Genomic DNA, 18,238 nt, shown 5'->3' on the forward strand with positions numbered 1-18,238 from the left:
CGCTTAGTGCACCGCTTTCGCGTCGATGGTGAAGTCCTGGGCGCGCAGTCGCTCGACGAGCACGTTGCCAAGCGCGGTGGCGGGTGTCAGGACTCCACCGTTCAGACCATCGGGCAGCGGGCACTCTTCGCGAGACACGGCCAGGCTCAGTGCGCTCTCTCCGAGCATCACTGCAGTTGCCTTGTAGCCCGGATCGCCTTGTGCCGCAACAACACTCTGGTATGACGCGCCGGTGCTCGTCGTTGTGCGCAATGTTGCTCGGAAGAAACCGGCGTCCCGCGACTTCTCGCTCGGGCCATCACCTGGAGACGGCAGCACTCGCTCGACCACGGGACGCAGCAGCGGCACCGACATGGCACCGAAGCCCAGCCCGAGTCCACCGGCCATCGCGTATGCCGCGGCTCGACCACGCAGGCCACGACCGGTGCGCTGCACCTCGCGATAGCGGAACGAACTGCCGTAGGAGTGTTGCAGCAGTGCGTTGCTCCGCCGGACGATCCTCGTGTTGTAGGTCGCCATCACGAAGGGGCCGGTCCACGCACCGATGTCGGAGGCGTAACGCACGGCCGCACTGTCGCGCCATTCGCCGCTCGGCTCGTCGCCACGGGCCGGGCTGAGCGCGAACTTGTCGGTGGCGATCCGTCGCTTGTCCTTGTCGGCGCGGATCTCGTCGAGCTGGGTCATTGCGGACGCGATGGTGCCGCCGCTGAATCCGCCCTTCATCGCCATGTAGAGCGTCGTGTCGCCGAGGTCGCCGGCACCGTCCGCATGGACCTTCTCGGACAATACGAACGCGCCCAGATCCGATGGGACGGAGTCGAATCCGCACGAGTGAACGATCCGAGCGCCGGTGCTGTTCGCCAGGTCCTGGAAGCGGTCGATCGACTCACGGACGAAGAGCACCTCGCCAGTGAGGTCGACATAATCGGTTCCAGCCGTGGCGCATGCCTCAACCAGCGGCAAACCGTATTTCGCGTAGGGACCGACGGTGCTGATCACGACCCGTGCACTCTCGGCGAGCGACCTGAGGCTGCCGGCGTCGGACGAATCCGCCACCAGGACGGGCCAGTCGGTGCCGCCGGGCAACGCGTCCCGGATCTGCTCGACCTTGGCCCGGTTGCGTCCGGCCAGTGCCAGCCGCACGCCGTCAGGGAGGTGTCCAGCGAGGTATTCGGCGGTCAGCTTGCCGACGAAACCGGTCGCGCCGAAGAGGACGATGTCGTAGTCGCGGTTACCCATGAGTACGACTCTAGAGCCCGCCCGTCCCGCTTCAGGCCAATGGCAGCTGAGTCTGCGTGATGCGGGTGGCCCGGTCGTGCAGCTCGATCAGCTGCGCCTCGAGAGCGTCCGGCGGGAGCCCGAAGCGACCCGCAAGCCGACAGGTGGCGAACCCCGTTGTCGCAGCTTGGTATTCGCTGAGCCAGCGCGCTGCGCCCGCCGCGTCTTCCGCAGTTTCAGACGGCCAGATGTGCTTCGGCGCCCGCAGCCCGCAGCGCCACGGTTTCGGGGTGAGCCGCGCACGGCAGGTGTTGTACTTCCGGCACAGGTGGACGTAGATCTGATCGGTGCCGAGTTGTTCGAGCAGGGCCACTGCCTCCGGTGACTTCGGCTCGAGCCGAGCCCCGGTCACGATGACGCGAAACCCGCCGAACGTCTCGTAGGCACGGACGCCGAGGGTCGGATGCGCGGTCGCGAAATCCTGTATGACGCGCAGCGCCTGCCCCTTGGGGCTGTCGTCGGGACCGTCGCTCTTCTTGCCGCCGCCCCTCCTGCCACCGAACAGCTTGCGCAGCGACCGGGCCATGGGACGAACCTGCGCCACGTCCACGTCGGCAATCAACAGTCGGTCCGTGCCGAGCACATCGGCGCCATACCGATTGCGAGACACAACGGCCGCCAGCACGCCCTCGGCATCAAGGATCTCGTGCAGGGTCTCCTCGCGTGGTGGCGCCCACCCGTAGGAACCTCGCCTATCACGCGAGAGGCCGGAGCGAATCGCCTTGATGCTGTTGGCGAGCCGCTCGTTGGCCACGGACAACGCATCGTCGGCCGACTGTGTCGACCAACCCCAGGCGTAGATCAGCCCCTCCTGCGCTCTGCGCCAATATGTCGGCAACGGCTCCATGGTGCTGAACCGTATCGAGCGGCATACGACAGCATTGAGCGGCATACGAAATCATGCCGATTTCGTATGCCGCTCAATGCGCCGGTATGCCGCTCGATCAGAGCATGGACCACGCCTCGGTGAGCACACCGCGCAGCTTCTGCTCGATCTCGTCGAACTCGGTCTGCCCGATGATCAACGGCGGAGCCAGCTGCACGACCGGGTCGCCGCGGTCGTCGGCGCGGCAGTAGAGGCCGGAGTCGTAGAGCGCCTTGGACAGGAAGCCACGCAGCATGCGCTCGGCCTCGTCGTCGTTGAACGTCTCGCGGGTCTCCTTGTCCTTGACCAGCTCGATGCCGTAAAAGAAGCCGTCACCGCGCACGTCGCCGACGATCGGCAGGTCGCCCAGCTTTTCCAGCGTGCTGCGGAACTTCGGGGCGTTCTCGTGCACATGCTGGACCAGGCCCTCCTTCTCGAAGATGTCGAGGTTGGCCATCGCGACCGCGGCCGACACCGGGTGGCCACCGAAGGTGTAACCGTGCGGGAAGCTGGTCGTGCCGTGCTTGAACGGTTCGAAGAGACGATCGCTGGCGATCATCGCGCCGATGGGGGAGTAGCCCGACGACATACCCTTCGCGCAGGTGATGATGTCCGGCGTGTAGCCGTAGTCCTTGCACGCGAACATCTCGCCGATCCGGCCGAAGGCGCAGATCGTCTCATCCGAGACCAGCAGCACGTCATACTCGTCGCAGATCTCGCGCACCCGCTCGAAGTATCCGGGCGGCGGCGGGAAGCAGCCGCCGGCGTTCTGCACCGGCTCGAGGAATACGGCCGCGACGGTGTCGGCGCCCTCGAACTCGATGGCCTCGGCGATCCGGTCGGCGGCCCAGCGGCCGAAGGCCTTCGGGTCGTCACGCAGCTCCGGCTGCGCACGGTAGATGTTGGTGTTGGGCACCTTGAACGCACCCGGCACCAGCGGCTCGAACATCTCCTTCAGCGGCGGCAGGCCAGTGATCGACAGGGCACCTTGCGGCGTGCCGTGGTAGGCGACGGCGCGGCTGATCACCTTGTGCTTGCCGGGCTTGCCGGTCAGCTTGAAGTAGTGCTTGGCCAGCTTCCATGCGGACTCGACGGCTTCGCCACCACCGGTGGTGAAGAAGACGCGGTTGAGGTCACCCGGTGCGTATGACGCAAGGCGCTCGGCCAGGTCGATCGCGGGGCGGTGGGCGTAGGACCAGATCGGGAAGAACGCGAGTTCCTTGGCCTGCGCCGCCGCGGCCTCGGCGAGTTCGGTGCGGCCATGTCCGACCTGCACGGTGAACAGGCCGGACAGCCCGTCCAGGTACTTCTTGCCCTTGTCGTCCCAGATGTAGGCGCCGTCACCCTTGACGATGGTCGGTATGGCGAGCCCGCGCCCACCCTGATCGGTGGGTTCGTAGTCCGACTGCCGGGTGAAGTGACCCCACAGGTGGTCACGGGCAGCCTCGCTGCGAGGCGTGCCCGCAGGAGTCAGGTCGTTGGATTGTGTTGTGGGAGTGGTCATCTCGTTCCCCAGTCGTATCGTTGTTTGGCGAGTTTCAGGTAGACGAACGTTTCGGTCTCGGTGACTCCGTCGATGGTGCGGATCTGCGCGGTGAGCAGGTCGAGCAGGTGAGCGTCGTCCACACAGACGACCTCGACGAGCAGGTCGAATCTGCCGGCGGTCAGGACGACATACGCGACTTCGGGCAGCTCGCTCAGCGCCTTCTGCACCGGCTGCATGTCGCCGCGGACGGTGACGCCGATCATCGCCTGGCGGTCGAAGCCGACCTGAGCGGGATCGGTCACCGCGACGATCTGCAGCACATCGGAGTCGAGCAGTCGCTGCACCCGCTGGCGCACTGCGGCCTCGGACAAGCCGATCTCGCGAGCGATCGCGGAGTAGGCAACCCGGCCGTCGGTCTGCAGTCGGGCGATGATCGCCTTGGAGACATCGTCGAGCGTGGCACCCGTCACACTGCGATTAGTCTCGGACATGTCTGCATATTGGCACGGTTTTCGAAGTAGTTCAAGTATTTTCCTACGAATTCCGTCGCGGGTTGCGCGACATGGCTATGCTTTACCTATGGCGTTGAGCGCATTTGACCTGTATTCCGTGGGGATCGGCCCGTCCTCGTCTCACACGGTCGGACCGATGCGTGCCGCGAAGACGTTCGTCGACGGCCTGGTGGCCGCCGGCCAGTTGGATTCGGTATGCCGGGTGAAGTCGCAGTTGTTCGGTTCGCTCGGTGCGACCGGGCACGGCCACGGCTCGGACAAGGCGGTCGTACTCGGCCTGCAGGGCGAGGCCCCCGAGACCGTCGACACGGCAACCACCGAAGCTCGCATCGAGGAGGCGCGCGCGCGCCATACCTTGCAGTTGAACGGCACTCGGTCGATCGGTTGGGACCCGGACGCCGACCTGGTCATGCACCGGCGCAAGTCCCTGCCGGCGCACCCCAACGGCATGCAGTTCGATGCGTATGACGCACAGGGCGAAGTCGTTTCCTCGCACGTCTACTACTCCGTTGGTGGCGGCTTCGTGGTCAACGAGGAAGCCGCCGGAGCGGACCGCGTCGTGCTGGACGACACGAAGGTCGAGTTGCCCTTCACCACCGGTGCCGAAATGCTGGCCATCTGCGAACGTGAGGGCTGCTCGATCGCGGACCTGATGATGCGCAACGAGCTCGCCTGGCGATCAGCCGAAGAGGTCCGCAGCGGACTGCTGCATCTGTGGTCCGTCATGCGTGACTGCGTGCAGGCCGGCATCGGCCACGAAGGAATCCTGCCGGGTGGGTTGCGAGTGCCGCGCCGAGCCCCGGAGCTCTACCGCGAGCTCACCAAGGGTGCACTGCGCGATGATCCGCTGCGCGTCATGGACTGGGTCAACCTCTACGCACTCGCTGTCAACGAGGAGAACGCCTCCGGCGGCCGGATCGTGACTGCGCCGACCAACGGCGCGGCGGGCATCATCCCGGCTGTCCTGCACTACTACGTCAACTTCGTGCCGGATGCCGACGACGACGGCGTCGTCCGATTCCTGTTGACAGCAGCGGCAATTGGCATCCTCTTCAAGGAGAATGCCTCGATCTCGGGCGCCGAGGTCGGCTGCCAGGGGAGGTCGGGTCCGCGTGCGCGATGGCTGCCGGCGGCCTGGCCGAAGTCATGGGCGGCAGCCCTACCCGGGTCGAGAACGCCGCCGAGATCGGCATCGAACACAACCTCGGGCTGACTTGCGACCCGGTCGGCGGCCTGGTGCAGATCCCGTGCATCGAACGCAACGCGATCGCGAGTGTGAAGGCGATCAACGCCGCGCGCCTCGCGGTCCACGGCACCGGCGTGCACACCGTGAGCCTGGACAAGGCGATCAAGACCATGCGCGACACCGGACGCGACATGTCGATCAAGTACAAGGAAACTGCACGTGGCGGCCTGGCCGTGAATGTGATCGAGTGCTGACAGGTGCGCGAGGATCGAGGAACGAGGCCCGGAGCGCGCCGCGGAAGCACGACAGAAGACATCGAGTGCTGACAGGACCAAGCTGGTCGAGTAGGGCGAGCCGCTAGGCGAGCCCGTATCGAGGCCCGAGGGCGAAGGCAGGATTCAAGTGCTGACAAACACACAAAGGAGTGTCGTATGACTGACAGCCCGCGCGAGCTGCGCAACTTCGTCGGCGGTGAGTATGTCGCTGCCGAGACCGATCAGACGATTGACATCGTCAACCCGTCGACCGCGAAAGTTGTTGCCAAGTCACCTGTTTCGACGCAGGCAGATGTCGATGCGGCATACAGCGCGGCCTCCAAGGGGTTCGCTGAATGGGGCCAGGTCACGCCCGGTGAGCGACAGCACGCGCTGCTGAAGTTCGCCGACGCGATCGAGGCCCGCGCGGATGACTTCGTGAAGTTGGAGGCCGAGAACACCGGTAAGCCCTACGCGCTGACCGCCAGCGAGGAAGTGCCGGTGATGGTCGACCAGCTGCGCTTCTTCGCCGGTGCAGCACGGATGCTCGAAGGCAAGGCGGCCGGCGAATACATGGCCGGGCACACGTCATTCATTCGTCGTGAGCCGATCGGTGTCGTCGGTCAGGTGACCCCGTGGAACTACCCGATGATGATGGCGATGTGGAAGATCGCCCCGGCCCTGGCCGCGGGCAACGCCGTGGTGCTCAAGCCGAGCGACACGACACCGGAGACCACTTTGCTGATGGCGGAGCTGGCGTCGGAGTTCCTGCCGGCCGGCACGTTCAACGTCATCACCGGCGACCGCGAGACCGGTCGGATGCTCGTGGAGCACCCCACCCCGCAGCTGGTGGCGATCACCGGATCCATCCGTGCGGGCATCCAGGTCGCGAACTCGGCGGCCAAGGATCTCAAGCGGGTTCACCTCGAGTTGGGCGGCAAGGCGCCGGTCATCGTCTTCGATGATGCCGACATCGAGGCAGCGATCGAGGGCATCGGGACGGCCGGATACTTCAACGCCGGTCAGGACTGCACCGCCGCGACCAGGGTGCTCGCCGCCCCCGGCATACACGACGATTTCGTGGCGGCACTGGCCGAATTCGCCAAGAACGACGCGAAACTCGGTATGCCGGACAGCGAGGACGCGCTGCTCGGACCGGTCAACAATGCCAACCAGTTGAAGCACGTGACCGGGTTTCTGGACCGGTTGCCGGACAACGCCAACGTCGCTGCCGGCGGTCATCGGGCGAGCGGTTTCGGCGATGGCTTCTTCATCGAGCCGACGGTCGTGTCCGGGCTGCAACAGACGGACGAGGCGATCCAGCAGGAGATCTTCGGCCCGGTCATCACCGTGCAGCGTTTCACCGACGAACAGGCCGCGATCGCCTGGGCGAACGACGTGCCCTTCGGCCTGGCGTCCTCGGTGTGGACCAAGGACTTCGGCCGGGCGATGCGGGTCTCCAAGGCGCTCGACTTCGGCTGCGTCTGGATCAACACGCACATTCCGCTGGTCGCCGAGATGCCGCACGGCGGTTTCAAGCACAGCGGCTACGGCAAGGACCTGTCGCTCTACGGTTTCGAGGACTACACGCGCGTGAAGCACGTGATGGCCAACATCGAGATCTGACAGCGGCGTGAGGACCGCAGCGACGAAGGAGCGAGGACCGGAGCGGCGCGTGGAAGCTCGATCGTAGGGATCGAGATCTGATTGACCGGCATACCCCCGCATTGAGCGGCGTACGGATTCGACGCGAATCCGTATGCCGCTCAATCGTTCGGTATGCCGGTCAATCAGGAGAGAGCGGTGCCGAGGGCGAGACCGAGAAACGCGGCCAGCAACGAAATCGCCACGGTGGCAACGGCATACCGGCCGCCCTCGGTCTTGCCGGTCGTCAGCCACAGCCGGGTCGTCTCCACGGACGCGGTGCTGAAGGTGGTGAAACCGCCGCAGAAGCCGGTGCCGAGACCCGCCTTCGCCGTCGGTGACAGCCACCCTGCGTGATGTGTCGCCGCACCGGTGAGGACTCCGAGCAGGAACGAACCGAGCACGTTGATCACGAAGGTGCCGACCGGGAACGACCCGCGGACCCGATGCCGGACCTCCGCATCGAGGGCGAATCGGGAGACCGCGCCAGCACCACCGCAGAGCGCAATCAGTAACGTTGTCATGCGTTTTCACCGCCGCGCAGGGTGACGGAGCGCGCAGCGCGGATGCCCGCCCAGGCCGCGAGGGCACCGACGACGACGGAGGTGACGGCATACCCGACGGCGACCGGCCACGGCAGCTTCGTCGTCTCCACCATGAACGTGCTGTATGTCGTGAACCCGCCGAGCAGTCCGGTGCCGACACCCAACCGGGCGAGGCGTCGGCCGCCGCTGTCCTCTCCGGACCGGACCAGTGCTTCCAGTAGGAAGCCGAGCACGAATGCCCCGATCACGTTGATGGCGAACGTGATCCATGGCCAGGAGCCCGTCGGCCGGGAGAACGCGTCTTCCAGCAGCGAACGTATGGCGGTCCCGCAGGCGCCGCCGACGAAGACAGTGCCGAGGAGGAATGGGTTGCGATGAGCGTGGCGGGTGGTGGTGTGGCGGCGTGTGGACGTCAGTGCCACGGCAGACCGTCCGACCAGTCGACGACCTGGATCGGCACCACGATCACCGGGCGGTGCTGGTGGTGCGCGAGGCGCACCGAAACGGACTCCCCGAGGAACTCCCGCATCGGGTGCTTGCCGACCCGAGTGCCGACCACGAAACCAGCCGCGTCCACCGAGCGGGCGAGGTGCGTCAGCGCGCGGTCGGGCCGTCCCGCCAGATAGTGGAAGTGCCAGGGGACTCCGTCCTCGCCGAGCACGCTGCGCAATTCTTCGGTGATGTCCTCGGCGGTGGCCCGCCACTGCTCGTCGGCGTCATCCGGATCGATCGGCGCATGCCGCACGCTGCCGTCCTCATGCTCTTGCACCACGTAGCGCGAGCGGTCCGCGAAACCGAAGTGCACCGACGGAGCACCGACGGCGCGCGCCAGGTTCACGGCGGTGAGGGCGACCAGCGGTGGCTGTCCGGGTATGACGCCGACCACGATCGGATGGGCGTGAAAATCCACCAAGCGATCTGGACTCGGCTGTGGTGGCTGCGCGGCAGTCATCTTCGGCCCTCCGGGTGATGACGGGCAGCGTGACCTACCCGTCGACCTCGACGTGGTAGGAACCATCAGCAGTGTTGCGGTTCGGGCGCACGCCCGGGCGGGATCCATCGCCCGCGCTCAGGATAGGGGATCTCGGCCACCCCGTGGCGACCCCTGCGCCGGAATCGACGAGCACCGGCGGCGTAGCGTGATGCCATGCGCATCGAACACGTCGGGTTCGACCCGGACTTCGTCGACTACCAGGCCGCGTGGGATCTGCAACGCGAGGTGCACGCCCGCGTCGTCGCGGGCGAACAGGAGAACACCACCCTGCTGCTCGAGCACCAGGCCGTCTACACGGCCGGCAAGCGGACCGCTTGGTATGACCGGCCGGTCGACAAGACACCCGTGGTCGAGGTCGACCGTGGTGGCCGGATCACCTGGCACGGGCCGGGCCAGCTCACCGGCTATCCGATCGTGCGCCTGCCGATCCCACTCGATGTCGTCGGTCACGTGCGCCGGCTGGAGCAACTGATGATCGACGTGTGTGCGGACCTCGGCGTGACAACGATGCGGGTCGAAGGACGCAGCGGCGTGTGGCTGCCCGCCGAGGACGGCGAGCTCGAACGCAAGATCGGTGCGATCGGCGTCCGGGTCAGCCGAGACGTGACCATGCACGGATTCGCACTCAACTGTGACTGTGATCTGTCGTGGGCGAACAACATTGTCCCGTGTGGCATCCCGGACGCCGGGGTCACGTCGCTCACCCAAGAGCTCGGTCGCGACGTGACCATCGCAGAGGTGCTTCCCTTCATCGAGAAGCGCCTGCCGGACATTCTGGGGTAGTGCGACACGTCGACGCGTCGCCCGGGGGCACGGGTGCCCGCCCCGTATGCTGTGGGGCGCCCAAGCCCGCCCCACGAAAGCCAGATTTGTGACGCTGTCCGTTCGCGCTTGCACCGCCACCGAATTCCTCGACACGGTCCACCGGGCCGGCAAGACGGTCCCCGTCGAGCAGTCGCCCGAATGGGCGCAGTACGACTCCGTGCTGCCCGGGCGGGAGCACTGGCGGTACCTGGTCGTCACTGACGGTGACACCCCGATGGCGGCGCTCAGCCTGACGTCGTTCGCGGGCCGATTCCTGGAGCAGCTGTGGGCCAAGCACGGGCCGATCTGGTTGGACGACGACCGCAGCGCCGCGCGCGAGCGTGAGTTACGGGACGCCCTGGCGTCATACATCCGTGGTGAGCGGCCGAACGCCGCCGTGCTTCGGCTGCACACCGTGCACCCCGGCGCGGACCTGACCGACCCGCTGATCGCGATCTTCTACGACCGCACCATCGTGCTCGACCTGACCAAGGACGAGGACCAGCTGCTGTCGGAGATGTCGCAGAGCGGGCGGCGCAACATCCGCAAGGCGATGAAGAACGACGAGCTCGTCTTCACCGATGACACCGCGATCAGTGAGCAGGAGTTCGCCGACGTCATCTACCCGATCTTCGAGGAGACCGGCAAACGCGGCGATTTCGTGCTGCGGCCGCCGGCGTTCTACTACGAGATGCTGCGGCAGCTCGGCCCCGAGGTATGCCGGCTCTACACGGTGCGGCACCAGGGCACAGTCGTCTCCTGGGCACTGGTCACCGTGTATGACGGTGAGGTCGACTACTACTTCGCGGCATCGTCCTCCGAGGCCCGCAAGTTGCTCGCGGCATACCTGATGGCGTGGGGGACGATGCGCGCGACCAAGGCCGAGGGCGCGACGTTCTTCGACTTCCTGGGCTGCGGCTCGGACCGCTCGCCATATCTGGACACGCTCAACGAGTTCAAGCTCGCCTTCGCCAAGAAGGGGATGATCGACGCACCCGGACCGTGGGACCTCGTGCTGCGCCCGAACGTGCTGCGCGCCTATCACGCACAGCGGAAGGCGATCGCCGGTGTCGGGCGTGCCAAGCAGACCGCGCGCACCATCGTCGGGGGAGTGCCGCGGTCGAAGTCCGACGCGGTCAACCTCGCCGACACTGCAGCCGGCAAGCTCGCCGGCGCGGTCACGCGTGCACCGAAGCCCCCGACCGCGGCGCCGAAGGTGCTGCCGGTGATCCTCGACTTCACCCTCTCCGGCTACGCGCTCGCGCGCGCCTTCCACGAGCGCTACGGCCTGACCAGCGTCGCCGTCGTGCCCTTCACCACCGGAGCGATCGCGGACTCCTCGATCATCTCCGAGGTGCGCGAGGTCGGCCCGGACGGCGTGCACAACTACGACCTGATCCTGCGTGAGATCCGCAAGCTGGCAACCGAAAACCCTGAGCTGACAGTCATTCCGCTCACCAACCACGACGGCTTGGTGCAGGCGCTGTCGGCAAAACGGACCACACTCGGCAAGAACGTCGTCGTGCCGCACGAGTCGCCGGAGATGCTGCGCAAGGTCTCGAACAAGCAGGACTTCAACGAGTTGTGCGCGGCAGCCGGTGTGCCGACGCCGCGCACCGCCGTGCTCGACTTCGCCGACGGTCGCCCGGCCACTGGCGATCTCGACCTACCGTGGCCGCTCATCGTCAAGCCGGCCGACTCCGGCCACTTCGCCGCTCTCCGTATGCCGGGCAAGAAGAAGCTCTACCAGGTGGCGGGTCAACAACAGCTGGACGAGTTGCTCGACCAGCTGCAGGCCGCCGGGTATGACGGTCAGCTGCTCGCCCAGGAATTCATCCCGGGCACCGATCTTTTGTCGATCACGCTCTACCGTGCGAAGGACGGCCGCATCACGCTGGCGCGCGCGTCAGAGGTGCTGATGCAGGATCCGCGCCCGGCATACCTCGGCATCCCGGACGTGCAGGTCGTGGCTCCGCTGGACGACGCGATCGAGCTCGGCTCGAAGATCCTCGTCGAAGCCGATTACCACGGATTCGCCAACCTGGACGCGATCCGCGACCCGCGCGACGGCAAGGTCGTCTTCTTCGAGATCAACCCCCGCTACGGCCGCAACTGCTACTACGCGACGGCATCCGGCGCGAATGTCGCCGAGCAGCTGGTCGCCGACCTGATCGACGAAAAGCCCGTGACTGCAGCGGATCTCGACGGCGAGCTGCTCTACACCACGCTTCCGGTGAAGTTCGTCGAGCAGACCCTCGGCGGGTCGGTGGCACAGCGGGTGCGAGCCGTCGCGGCAGCCGGGCGGGTCGCCGACCCGCTGCAGTATGCCGGTGAGCGCAACCCCAAGCACCGTGCCTACGCCAAGCTGGCGGCGCTGCATCACCGCAAGGCGTACAAGGGTCAGTCGGTCACCCTCAACGTCGAGGACGTTCGGTAGATCGCCGGCGCTTGGGCGGTCTTCGGCGTGAGCCTGCACATCGTGCGCGCCGGCGGGCGCACCATCTGCAGGGCACCGCGCCCTCGGCGAGCCGCCCAGCCTTTAAGGCCGGCAAGACGTGCGCCATACCGCACGTGCTGCTGGTCCTATTCCTGATCGGTCGATGTCAAGCACTGTCGGCCCGCACATGGTGCGCTCATTTCTCCGCACCATCTGCAGGTCGCCGAGCGCACGACGAATGTTGACACGATCAACATTGACCGCGATCAGGGCACGAGCCCACGCTGTGCTCATGAGCGAGAACACAACGACGACAACACCTTTCGTCGCCCCGCCCGGACTCGCCGGCGTGATCGTCGCCGACACGACTATTGGCGATGTGCGCGGCGATGAGGGGTTCTTCCACTATCGGCAGTACGACGCGACCCGACTCGCCAGAACCCGTTCGTTCGAAGAGGTCTGGCACCTGTTGGTGTGCGGGTCGCTACCCGATCAAGGCCAACTGACTGCCTGGACCGAGCGCACGTCGAAAGCAGCGACGGTCCCGGATGCCCTTGCCGCCCAACTAATCTCGGTGATGCGCGCTTCGGCTGGGACGGACCCACTGGTGACCCTGCGGACCGCTCTGTCGGCATACGGCTCACTGGTCGGAGACCGTCCGCTGTGGGACAGTGATGAGCCCACCAAAGCGGTGGCCGCGATTCGTGGAGCCGCCGTGGTGCCGTGGCTGGTGGCGGCTGCGTACTCTCTGGCCCACGACGAGCAGCCACGTCGCTCTCGCCCTGAGCTCGGGCACGTCGGCAACTACCTGTGGCTGGTCACCGGCGTCGATCCGGAACCGGACCACGTGGCTGCCCTGACCCGCTACCTGATCCTGACGATCGACCACGGTTTCAACAACTCGACGTTCACTGCCCGGACCGTCGCTTCCACCGGCGCTGATCTCACCGCGTGCCTGGTCGCCGGCATCGGGTCGCTATCCGGTCCCTTGCACGGAGGCGCGCCGAGCCGGGCGCTCGACGCACTCGACGAGATTGGCACGGCGGACCGCGCACGGCCGTGGGCGCGCGACCAGTTGGCGTCCGGCAACCGGGTGATGGGGTTCGGCCACGCCGTCTATCGAGGGCTCGATCCGCGCTCAGAACTGTTGAAGGAGAGCGCGATCGAGCTCGGCGGTGCCACCGCGGATCTCGCAGTGCAGGTCGAGGCCGAGGTGGTCAGTGTCCTCGCCGAGGCCAAGCCGGATCGGGTGTTGCGCGCCAACGTCGAGTACTACGCCGGCGTGGTCATGCAGGCCTGCGGCATACCGCGCGAGATGTTCACACCGACGTTCGCGTGCAGCCGGGTGGTGGGATGGACGGCTCACGTGCTGGAACAGAGCCGGGACCGCAAGATCATCCGGCCCTTGTCGCACTACACCGGGCCGGAGGTCGAACGCGGCGGCTCTCCCGTGTAGGTCGCACGCGGCCGGAACCGGAGTGGGTGTCCCTGCTCCTCGATCCCGTGAGCGACGAAGCCGGCGAGTCGGGCGATGGTGAAGACAATCTCGCCGGTATGCCGGGGCAGCCCGCATGCGAGGGTGAGCGCCGCAAGTCCCAGGTCGACGTTCGGAGCGAGACCAGTCCGACGCCGCTCGTGGAGCACGAGATCCTCTGTGACAGCTGCGATCTCGTCATCAAGATCCGTGACCAGGTCCAGCAGCACCGTGGCCCGCGGATCGGTGTCGGCGTAGACGGTGTGCCCGAAACCTGGCATCGGACCATCGGTCGGGAGACCTCCTTCCACCGCGGCGCTGAGCAGGTCGTATGCCGCGCCCGAGGCGCCACCGTGCCGAACGCCGCCAAGGGCCGCGACGCCGGCGGTCATGACGGCGTACGGATCCGCGCCGGTGCTTGCCGCGGCGCGCGCGGCGAGCGTCGATGTCGCGAGTTCGTGGTCCGCCAACAGGCCGAGTGCGACGTCGATGGCATCTGCCGCGTCGTCCGGCGGACTTCCGGTGGCGACGCCTGCCAGTACGCGGTCGGCGACGCGACCTTGGGCCGACGATCCACGTGACAGTCCAACGGCGGTTGCCGCAGCCAGGATCGAACGTCGACCTGCGGATCGGAAATGCTTGGGGGAGAGGGACTCTCGATCTGGGTCGGAGATTGCTGCCTGGCTGATCGCCCAGAGCACGAGGTCCCGAGAGGTCAGTCGTGGGTCCGGGTTCGTCAAGGGGCAGCCGGCCCATTCGCGGTCGTCGGCCTGACCATCCCACACGATCTCAGCGACGGCCTCGAACGACTCACGCGTGGCGAGTTCGGCGACGTCGTGTCCTCGATAGAGCAGGACACCGGACGGCTCGACACTGCTGACCGCGGTGTCAATGGTGAGTTCGAAGCGGCCACGCCGGACGCGGCGGCGGGAGTCGGCCATGGCGACGATGTCCTGCCGCAGGAACATCGATCCTGCGTGCCGGCTGCGGTGTGTCTCGGCGGGCTGGAGCACGCCGCGGCTGACGTAGGAATAGACCGTGGCGACTCGGACACCCAGCAGGTCGGCCGCCTGTGCCGTGGTGATCAGCTCGCGGTCCATGGACTCACGGTAGCGATCGGCAGCGCGTCAGCCGCGCCCCGTGAGGCGCCACGCCACGCCGCGCGCGAGCAGCTTGAGCATCGGCCAGTACGCCTTGCCGACATACAGCGTCATCGGGTCGCCGGTGTGCACGCCGTTGCCGTCGGCACGCTGCACATCGTCACGCAGGGCGCGGAGTTGCGCGGTCGTCAGGGTGAACGGTGCCTCGTCCCGGTGGAAACGGGTCAGGACCGGGTAGTCACGACCGTGCCGGTCGTTCTCCACGTGAGCACCGAGGACCGTGTGTATGTCGTGAGTCTCCGCGAGGTCGACCATCGCGGCCAGCGAGAGCTTTGCCGCAGGCAGATCATCGACATACAGGCGACCGGGATAGGCGGTGTCTCCGCTGAACATCAACCCGGCGGCCGGGTCGATCGTGGTGATCGAACGGGCATCGTGACCCGGTGTCGGAGCGATGAGCAGAGTGCGCTCCCCGAGATCGAATGTCGTTGTTGTTCCGACGGTTTCGGTCAATCCGAAGAAGCGGTGCACCGCCTCGACATCCTTGGCCACGATCGTCGTATCCGGCCGGCCGGCGAACTGGGCGTCACCCTCGGTGTGGTCGTTGTGACCATGCGTGTGTGCGACGACAAGCGGCAGGCGCGCGACTCCGTGCGACTCGGACCATTCGTCAAGGAGCACGTCCACGGTGGCACGGATCGGGCATTGCGCGGCCTCTTTCGCGTCCCCGGTGTCCAGCAGGAGCGCGCGCTCGGTGCCGCAGAGGAGGTAGCCGATGGGCGCTTCCGGGCTCACTCGGGACGACTGGCGCAGCGCGAAGATCGCCTCATCGATCGCGCGGACCTGCAGCTTCACCTGCTGGCTGGCGTCCTTGTCGACGCAGTCCCACGGTGCGTCGAGTGGTTCAGCGTCGCGAAGTACGCCCTCGGGCAACACGGTCATGGAACCATGGTCGCAAACGTGGCTCGGCTGCGCTGCCGAAATGAGCCTGTGGACAACTTCTGCGGGGAAGTCCTCGACCGTGCCACCGTGCTGTCCGTGGACACAGGACCGGAGGACCCCCGAGGCGCCCCGAGCTGCCGGGGTATGACGTGCTCGACCTGCTCGGGCGCGGTGCAACCGGAGCGGTCTGGTCAGTGCGCGACCCCGACGGGATCCGCCTGGCCGCAAAGGTTTTCGACGCTGACCTGGAGCAACTTGACTATGAGCTGAGCGTGCTCCAGGCACTGCGGCACGACCATGTGGTGCGTCTGCAGGATGTCGTGGTCGACCTGTCGACCGACCCGGTCGGCACCGCTTTGATCCTGGAGCTCGCCGAGGGTGGCTCGCTGGCCGACACCCTCGCCCGCCGGGGCGTGCTGACGCCGGGGGAGTTGGTGACCGTGCTGTGTCCGGTGGCCCGGGCATTGCACGACCTGCACGGCCTGGGTCTCGTGCACGGTGACCTGAGTCCGGGAAACGTGCTGCTGACTGCGGACGGGAAGCCGTTGATCGGCGATCTGGGTATGTCGCGGCTCGCCGGACACGCGGGCGAGGAGGTGTGGGCGACCGAGTCGTGGGCCGCCCCAGAGGTACTCGCCGGCGGCAGCCCTGTTCCCGCTTCGGACGTCTACTCACTCGGCGCGATCGCCTGGCGGGCGCTGACCGGTGCACCGCCGGAGCCGGCGGCCCTGCGGCCCGATCTCTCCGAGCTCGCACCCGAAGTGTCGGACGAGTTGCGCGATCTGGTCAACGCCGCTCTCGCACATACGGATTCAGCGCGACCCCTGCCAGGTGAGTTCGCGATCGCGCTGTGGCAGTGTGCGACTCCGGAGCCTGCGCCCGTGCAGGGCTCGCCGGCCCGTCGGGCGGCCGTTGCCGCGCCACCGAGCAACGAAGCAGACGCACTCACCCGGCGAATTCGCGCGCAGGCGGCGGCCGACGCGAAGCAGCTGACGGCGGAGCCGGCGGACGGTGGCAAGCGGGTGTCCACGAAGGGCCGGTGGCTGCTGGCCGGCGCAGCCGTGGTCGGAGGCGCCGTTGCGCTCGGTGTGACCGGGTTCGGCTCCGGGCCGTCAGCCGACCCGGCCCGGGCCGCCGAGCGCGGCCCGTCGACGGCGGCGTCCAAGACCACCCGGGCGACGAAGAGAGTGGCAGCGAAATCGACGACGGCGAAGGCAACACCGTCGAACGCAACCGGAACGCCGAAGACATCAGCTGCGACCCTGGGCTCCCAACCGGAGCGCGTCGTCCAGCAGCTCGCTGCAGCGCGTGCTGCAGCGTGGACCCACGGTGATCGGGACCGGCTCGACGCGGCCGAGCTGGCCGGTTCCCCGGCATACCAGCGGGACAGCAAGGATCTGCGCATCGCAGCCGACCGGAAGGTGCGCTACGCCGGATTGAAGTTCACCGTTCGCTCGGCACAGGTCGAACAGGGCGCCGGTGACGTCGTCCATGTGACCGCGATGATCGATCGTTCGGCATATGACGTCGTCACCGCCAACGGGCGCCGGACCGTGCCCGCGGCCGCCGGGCAACAGACGGATCTGTCGGTGCAATGGACCAAATCCGGTTGGCGAGTGGTGGATTGGGCGGAAGCAGCCAACGGTTAGCCATTCCGGCATACAGTCGAGGACAACCGCTGCTGAGACGCTGAGGAGCCACGCATGGAGGTCGTCCGTCACGAGGTCGACAAGGACGCGGACCCGGAGGGGCTCGTTTACACGTTCGGTGGTGCCGAGCCGGTCGCCACGATCCGGCCGGGAACGGTGGTGTCGACCTGGACTGCCGATTGCTACGGCGGTCGGGTGCGTCGCGAGAGCGACATGGCGTCGCAGGTCATGGACACCAGGTTCATCAACCCGCAGACCGGGCCCTTCCACATCGAGGGCGCCGAGCCGGGCGACACGATCGCAGTGCACTTCTGCTCGATCACGCCGAGCGTGGACTTCGGCGTCTCTACGACGATCCCGCTCTTCGGTGCACTGACCACGACGCCCTACACGGCGCTGCTCCACGAGCCGCTGCCGGAGCGCACGTGGATCTACGACCTGGACGTCGCGGCACGCCTGGTGCGGTACCACGCGCTGGACTCCGACCTCACGATCGACCTGCCGATGGAGCCGATGCACGGCACGGTCGGTGTCGCGCCACCGTTGGGTGAAGTGCGTTCGGCGCTCACCCCCGGATCGTGGGGTGGCAACATGGACACCCCCGAAATGCGTGCTGGCACAACGTGTTACCTCGGCGTCAATGTGCCGGGCGCCCTGCTCAGCCTTGGTGATGGCCACGCTCGGCAGGGGGAAGGCGAGACGTGCGGCGTCGCCGTCGAGACGGCGATGGACACGACCTTCGCGGTCGAGCTGATCAAGGGCGTCCCGACCCCGTGGCCGCGGCTCGAGGACGACATACACATCATGTCGACCGGCTCGACGCGGCCGCTCGAGGACGCCTTCCGGATCAGCCACGTCGACCTGGTGCACTGGATCGCGGGCGGCCTGAACCTGTCGTCGATGGACGCTTATCAACTGGTCTCGCAGACAGCGCTCACCCCGGTCGCAAACGTGTGCGACTCCAACTACACGGTCGTCGGCAAGGTCGCGAAGTCGCACCTGCCCGGCTTCAGCGCGTATGGCGGAGTGCATGCCCGGTTACGTGCACTGGCAGCCGGGCTCGGTTGA

General features: G+C 67.0%; 15 protein-coding genes, 1 pseudogene and 1 riboswitch. Of the genes and pseudogenes, 7 read left to right on the top strand and 9 right to left on the bottom strand.

Going from position 1 to position 18,238, the window contains the following annotated elements:
• Positions 1-3: 3 nt before the first annotated feature.
• Genes ACFQDH_RS13955 through ACFQDH_RS13970 form a run of 4 tightly spaced genes read right to left on the bottom strand, consistent with a single transcriptional unit; the run spans position 4 to position 4,120 of the window.
• Entirely contained in the window at positions 4-1,239 is a 1,236-nt protein-coding gene (locus ACFQDH_RS13955) for a saccharopine dehydrogenase family protein (protein ID WP_382402281.1), read from the bottom strand.
• 31 nt (positions 1,240-1,270) lie between these two features.
• Complete coding sequence (locus tag ACFQDH_RS13960; protein WP_382402283.1) at positions 1,271-2,170, bottom strand: hypothetical protein; 900 nt, start codon at positions 2,168-2,170, stop codon at positions 1,271-1,273.
• A 52-nt stretch (positions 2,171-2,222) separates the two neighbouring features.
• Positions 2,223-3,647, bottom strand: a complete 1,425-nt coding sequence (locus tag ACFQDH_RS13965; protein WP_382402285.1) for an aspartate aminotransferase family protein — start codon at positions 3,645-3,647, stop codon at positions 2,223-2,225.
• Positions 3,644-4,120 carry an Lrp/AsnC family transcriptional regulator gene (locus ACFQDH_RS13970; RefSeq protein WP_382402287.1) on the bottom strand — a complete coding sequence of 159 codons (477 nt, stop codon included), beginning with the start codon at positions 4,118-4,120 and terminating at the stop codon, positions 3,644-3,646. The genes ACFQDH_RS13965 and ACFQDH_RS13970 overlap by 4 nt, the downstream gene beginning before the upstream one ends.
• A gap of 88 nt (positions 4,121-4,208) precedes the next feature.
• Here ACFQDH_RS13970 and ACFQDH_RS13975 point away from each other — a divergent pair.
• Positions 4,209-5,581: pseudogene (locus tag ACFQDH_RS13975) on the top strand (L-serine ammonia-lyase).
• 177 nt (positions 5,582-5,758) lie between these two features.
• The gene (locus tag ACFQDH_RS13980) at positions 5,759-7,207 is read left to right on the top strand and encodes a gamma-aminobutyraldehyde dehydrogenase (protein ID WP_382402289.1); all 1,449 of its coding nucleotides are present in this window, start codon (positions 5,759-5,761) and stop codon (positions 7,205-7,207) included.
• A gap of 164 nt (positions 7,208-7,371) precedes the next feature.
• Here ACFQDH_RS13980 and ACFQDH_RS13985 read toward each other — a convergent pair whose 3' ends face one another.
• The 3 genes from ACFQDH_RS13985 to ACFQDH_RS13995 are packed head-to-tail and all read right to left on the bottom strand — an operon-like array spanning position 7,372 to position 8,722.
• Positions 7,372-7,749, bottom strand: a complete 378-nt coding sequence (locus tag ACFQDH_RS13985) for a fluoride efflux transporter FluC (protein ID WP_382402291.1) — start codon at positions 7,747-7,749, stop codon at positions 7,372-7,374.
• Positions 7,746-8,192 (bottom strand): fluoride efflux transporter FluC, encoded by a 447-nt coding sequence (locus ACFQDH_RS13990; protein WP_382402293.1) that lies wholly within the window; start codon positions 8,190-8,192, stop codon positions 7,746-7,748. The genes ACFQDH_RS13985 and ACFQDH_RS13990 overlap by 4 nt, the downstream gene beginning before the upstream one ends.
• Positions 8,183-8,722, bottom strand: a complete 540-nt coding sequence (locus ACFQDH_RS13995; RefSeq protein WP_382402295.1) for a universal stress protein — start codon at positions 8,720-8,722, stop codon at positions 8,183-8,185. The genes ACFQDH_RS13990 and ACFQDH_RS13995 overlap by 10 nt, the downstream gene beginning before the upstream one ends.
• Positions 8,723-8,771: 49 nt before the next feature.
• A riboswitch (Fluoride riboswitch) is annotated at positions 8,772-8,843 on the bottom strand.
• A gap of 74 nt (positions 8,844-8,917) precedes the next feature.
• Here ACFQDH_RS13995 and lipB point away from each other — a divergent pair.
• The 3 genes from lipB (at position 8,918) to ACFQDH_RS14010 (ending at position 13,461) form a co-directional block, all read left to right on the top strand.
• Positions 8,918-9,547 (top strand): lipoyl(octanoyl) transferase LipB, encoded by a 630-nt coding sequence (lipB, locus tag ACFQDH_RS14000; protein ID WP_382402297.1) that lies wholly within the window; start codon positions 8,918-8,920, stop codon positions 9,545-9,547.
• An 88-nt stretch (positions 9,548-9,635) separates the two neighbouring features.
• Entirely contained in the window at positions 9,636-12,005 is a 2,370-nt protein-coding gene (locus ACFQDH_RS14005) for a GNAT family N-acetyltransferase (RefSeq protein ID WP_382402299.1), read from the top strand.
• A gap of 292 nt (positions 12,006-12,297) precedes the next feature.
• The gene (locus ACFQDH_RS14010) at positions 12,298-13,461 is read left to right on the top strand and encodes a citrate/2-methylcitrate synthase (RefSeq protein ID WP_382402301.1); all 1,164 of its coding nucleotides are present in this window, start codon (positions 12,298-12,300) and stop codon (positions 13,459-13,461) included.
• Here ACFQDH_RS14010 and ACFQDH_RS14015 read toward each other — a convergent pair.
• Positions 13,419-14,579 carry a citrate synthase gene (locus ACFQDH_RS14015; protein WP_382402303.1) on the bottom strand — a complete coding sequence of 387 codons (1,161 nt, stop codon included), beginning with the start codon at positions 14,577-14,579 and terminating at the stop codon, positions 13,419-13,421. The genes ACFQDH_RS14010 and ACFQDH_RS14015 overlap by 43 nt on opposite strands.
• A 27-nt stretch (positions 14,580-14,606) precedes the next feature.
• Positions 14,607-15,521: an MBL fold metallo-hydrolase gene (locus tag ACFQDH_RS14020; protein WP_382402305.1), complete on the bottom strand. Its 915-nt coding sequence runs from the start codon at positions 15,519-15,521 to the stop codon at positions 14,607-14,609.
• A 149-nt stretch (positions 15,522-15,670) separates the two neighbouring features.
• Here ACFQDH_RS14020 and ACFQDH_RS14025 point away from each other — a divergent pair, with 149 nt between their 5' ends.
• The gene (locus tag ACFQDH_RS14025) at positions 15,671-17,170 is read left to right on the top strand and encodes a serine/threonine-protein kinase (protein ID WP_382402307.1); all 1,500 of its coding nucleotides are present in this window, start codon (positions 15,671-15,673) and stop codon (positions 17,168-17,170) included.
• A gap of 54 nt (positions 17,171-17,224) precedes the next feature.
• Positions 17,225-18,238 carry an acetamidase/formamidase family protein gene (locus ACFQDH_RS14030; protein WP_382402309.1) on the top strand — a complete coding sequence of 338 codons (1,014 nt, stop codon included), beginning with the start codon at positions 17,225-17,227 and terminating at the stop codon, positions 18,236-18,238.

The organism is Flexivirga alba (genome assembly GCF_042661025.1).
Taxonomy (GTDB): Bacteria; Actinomycetota; Actinomycetes; order Actinomycetales; family Dermatophilaceae; genus Flexivirga; species Flexivirga alba.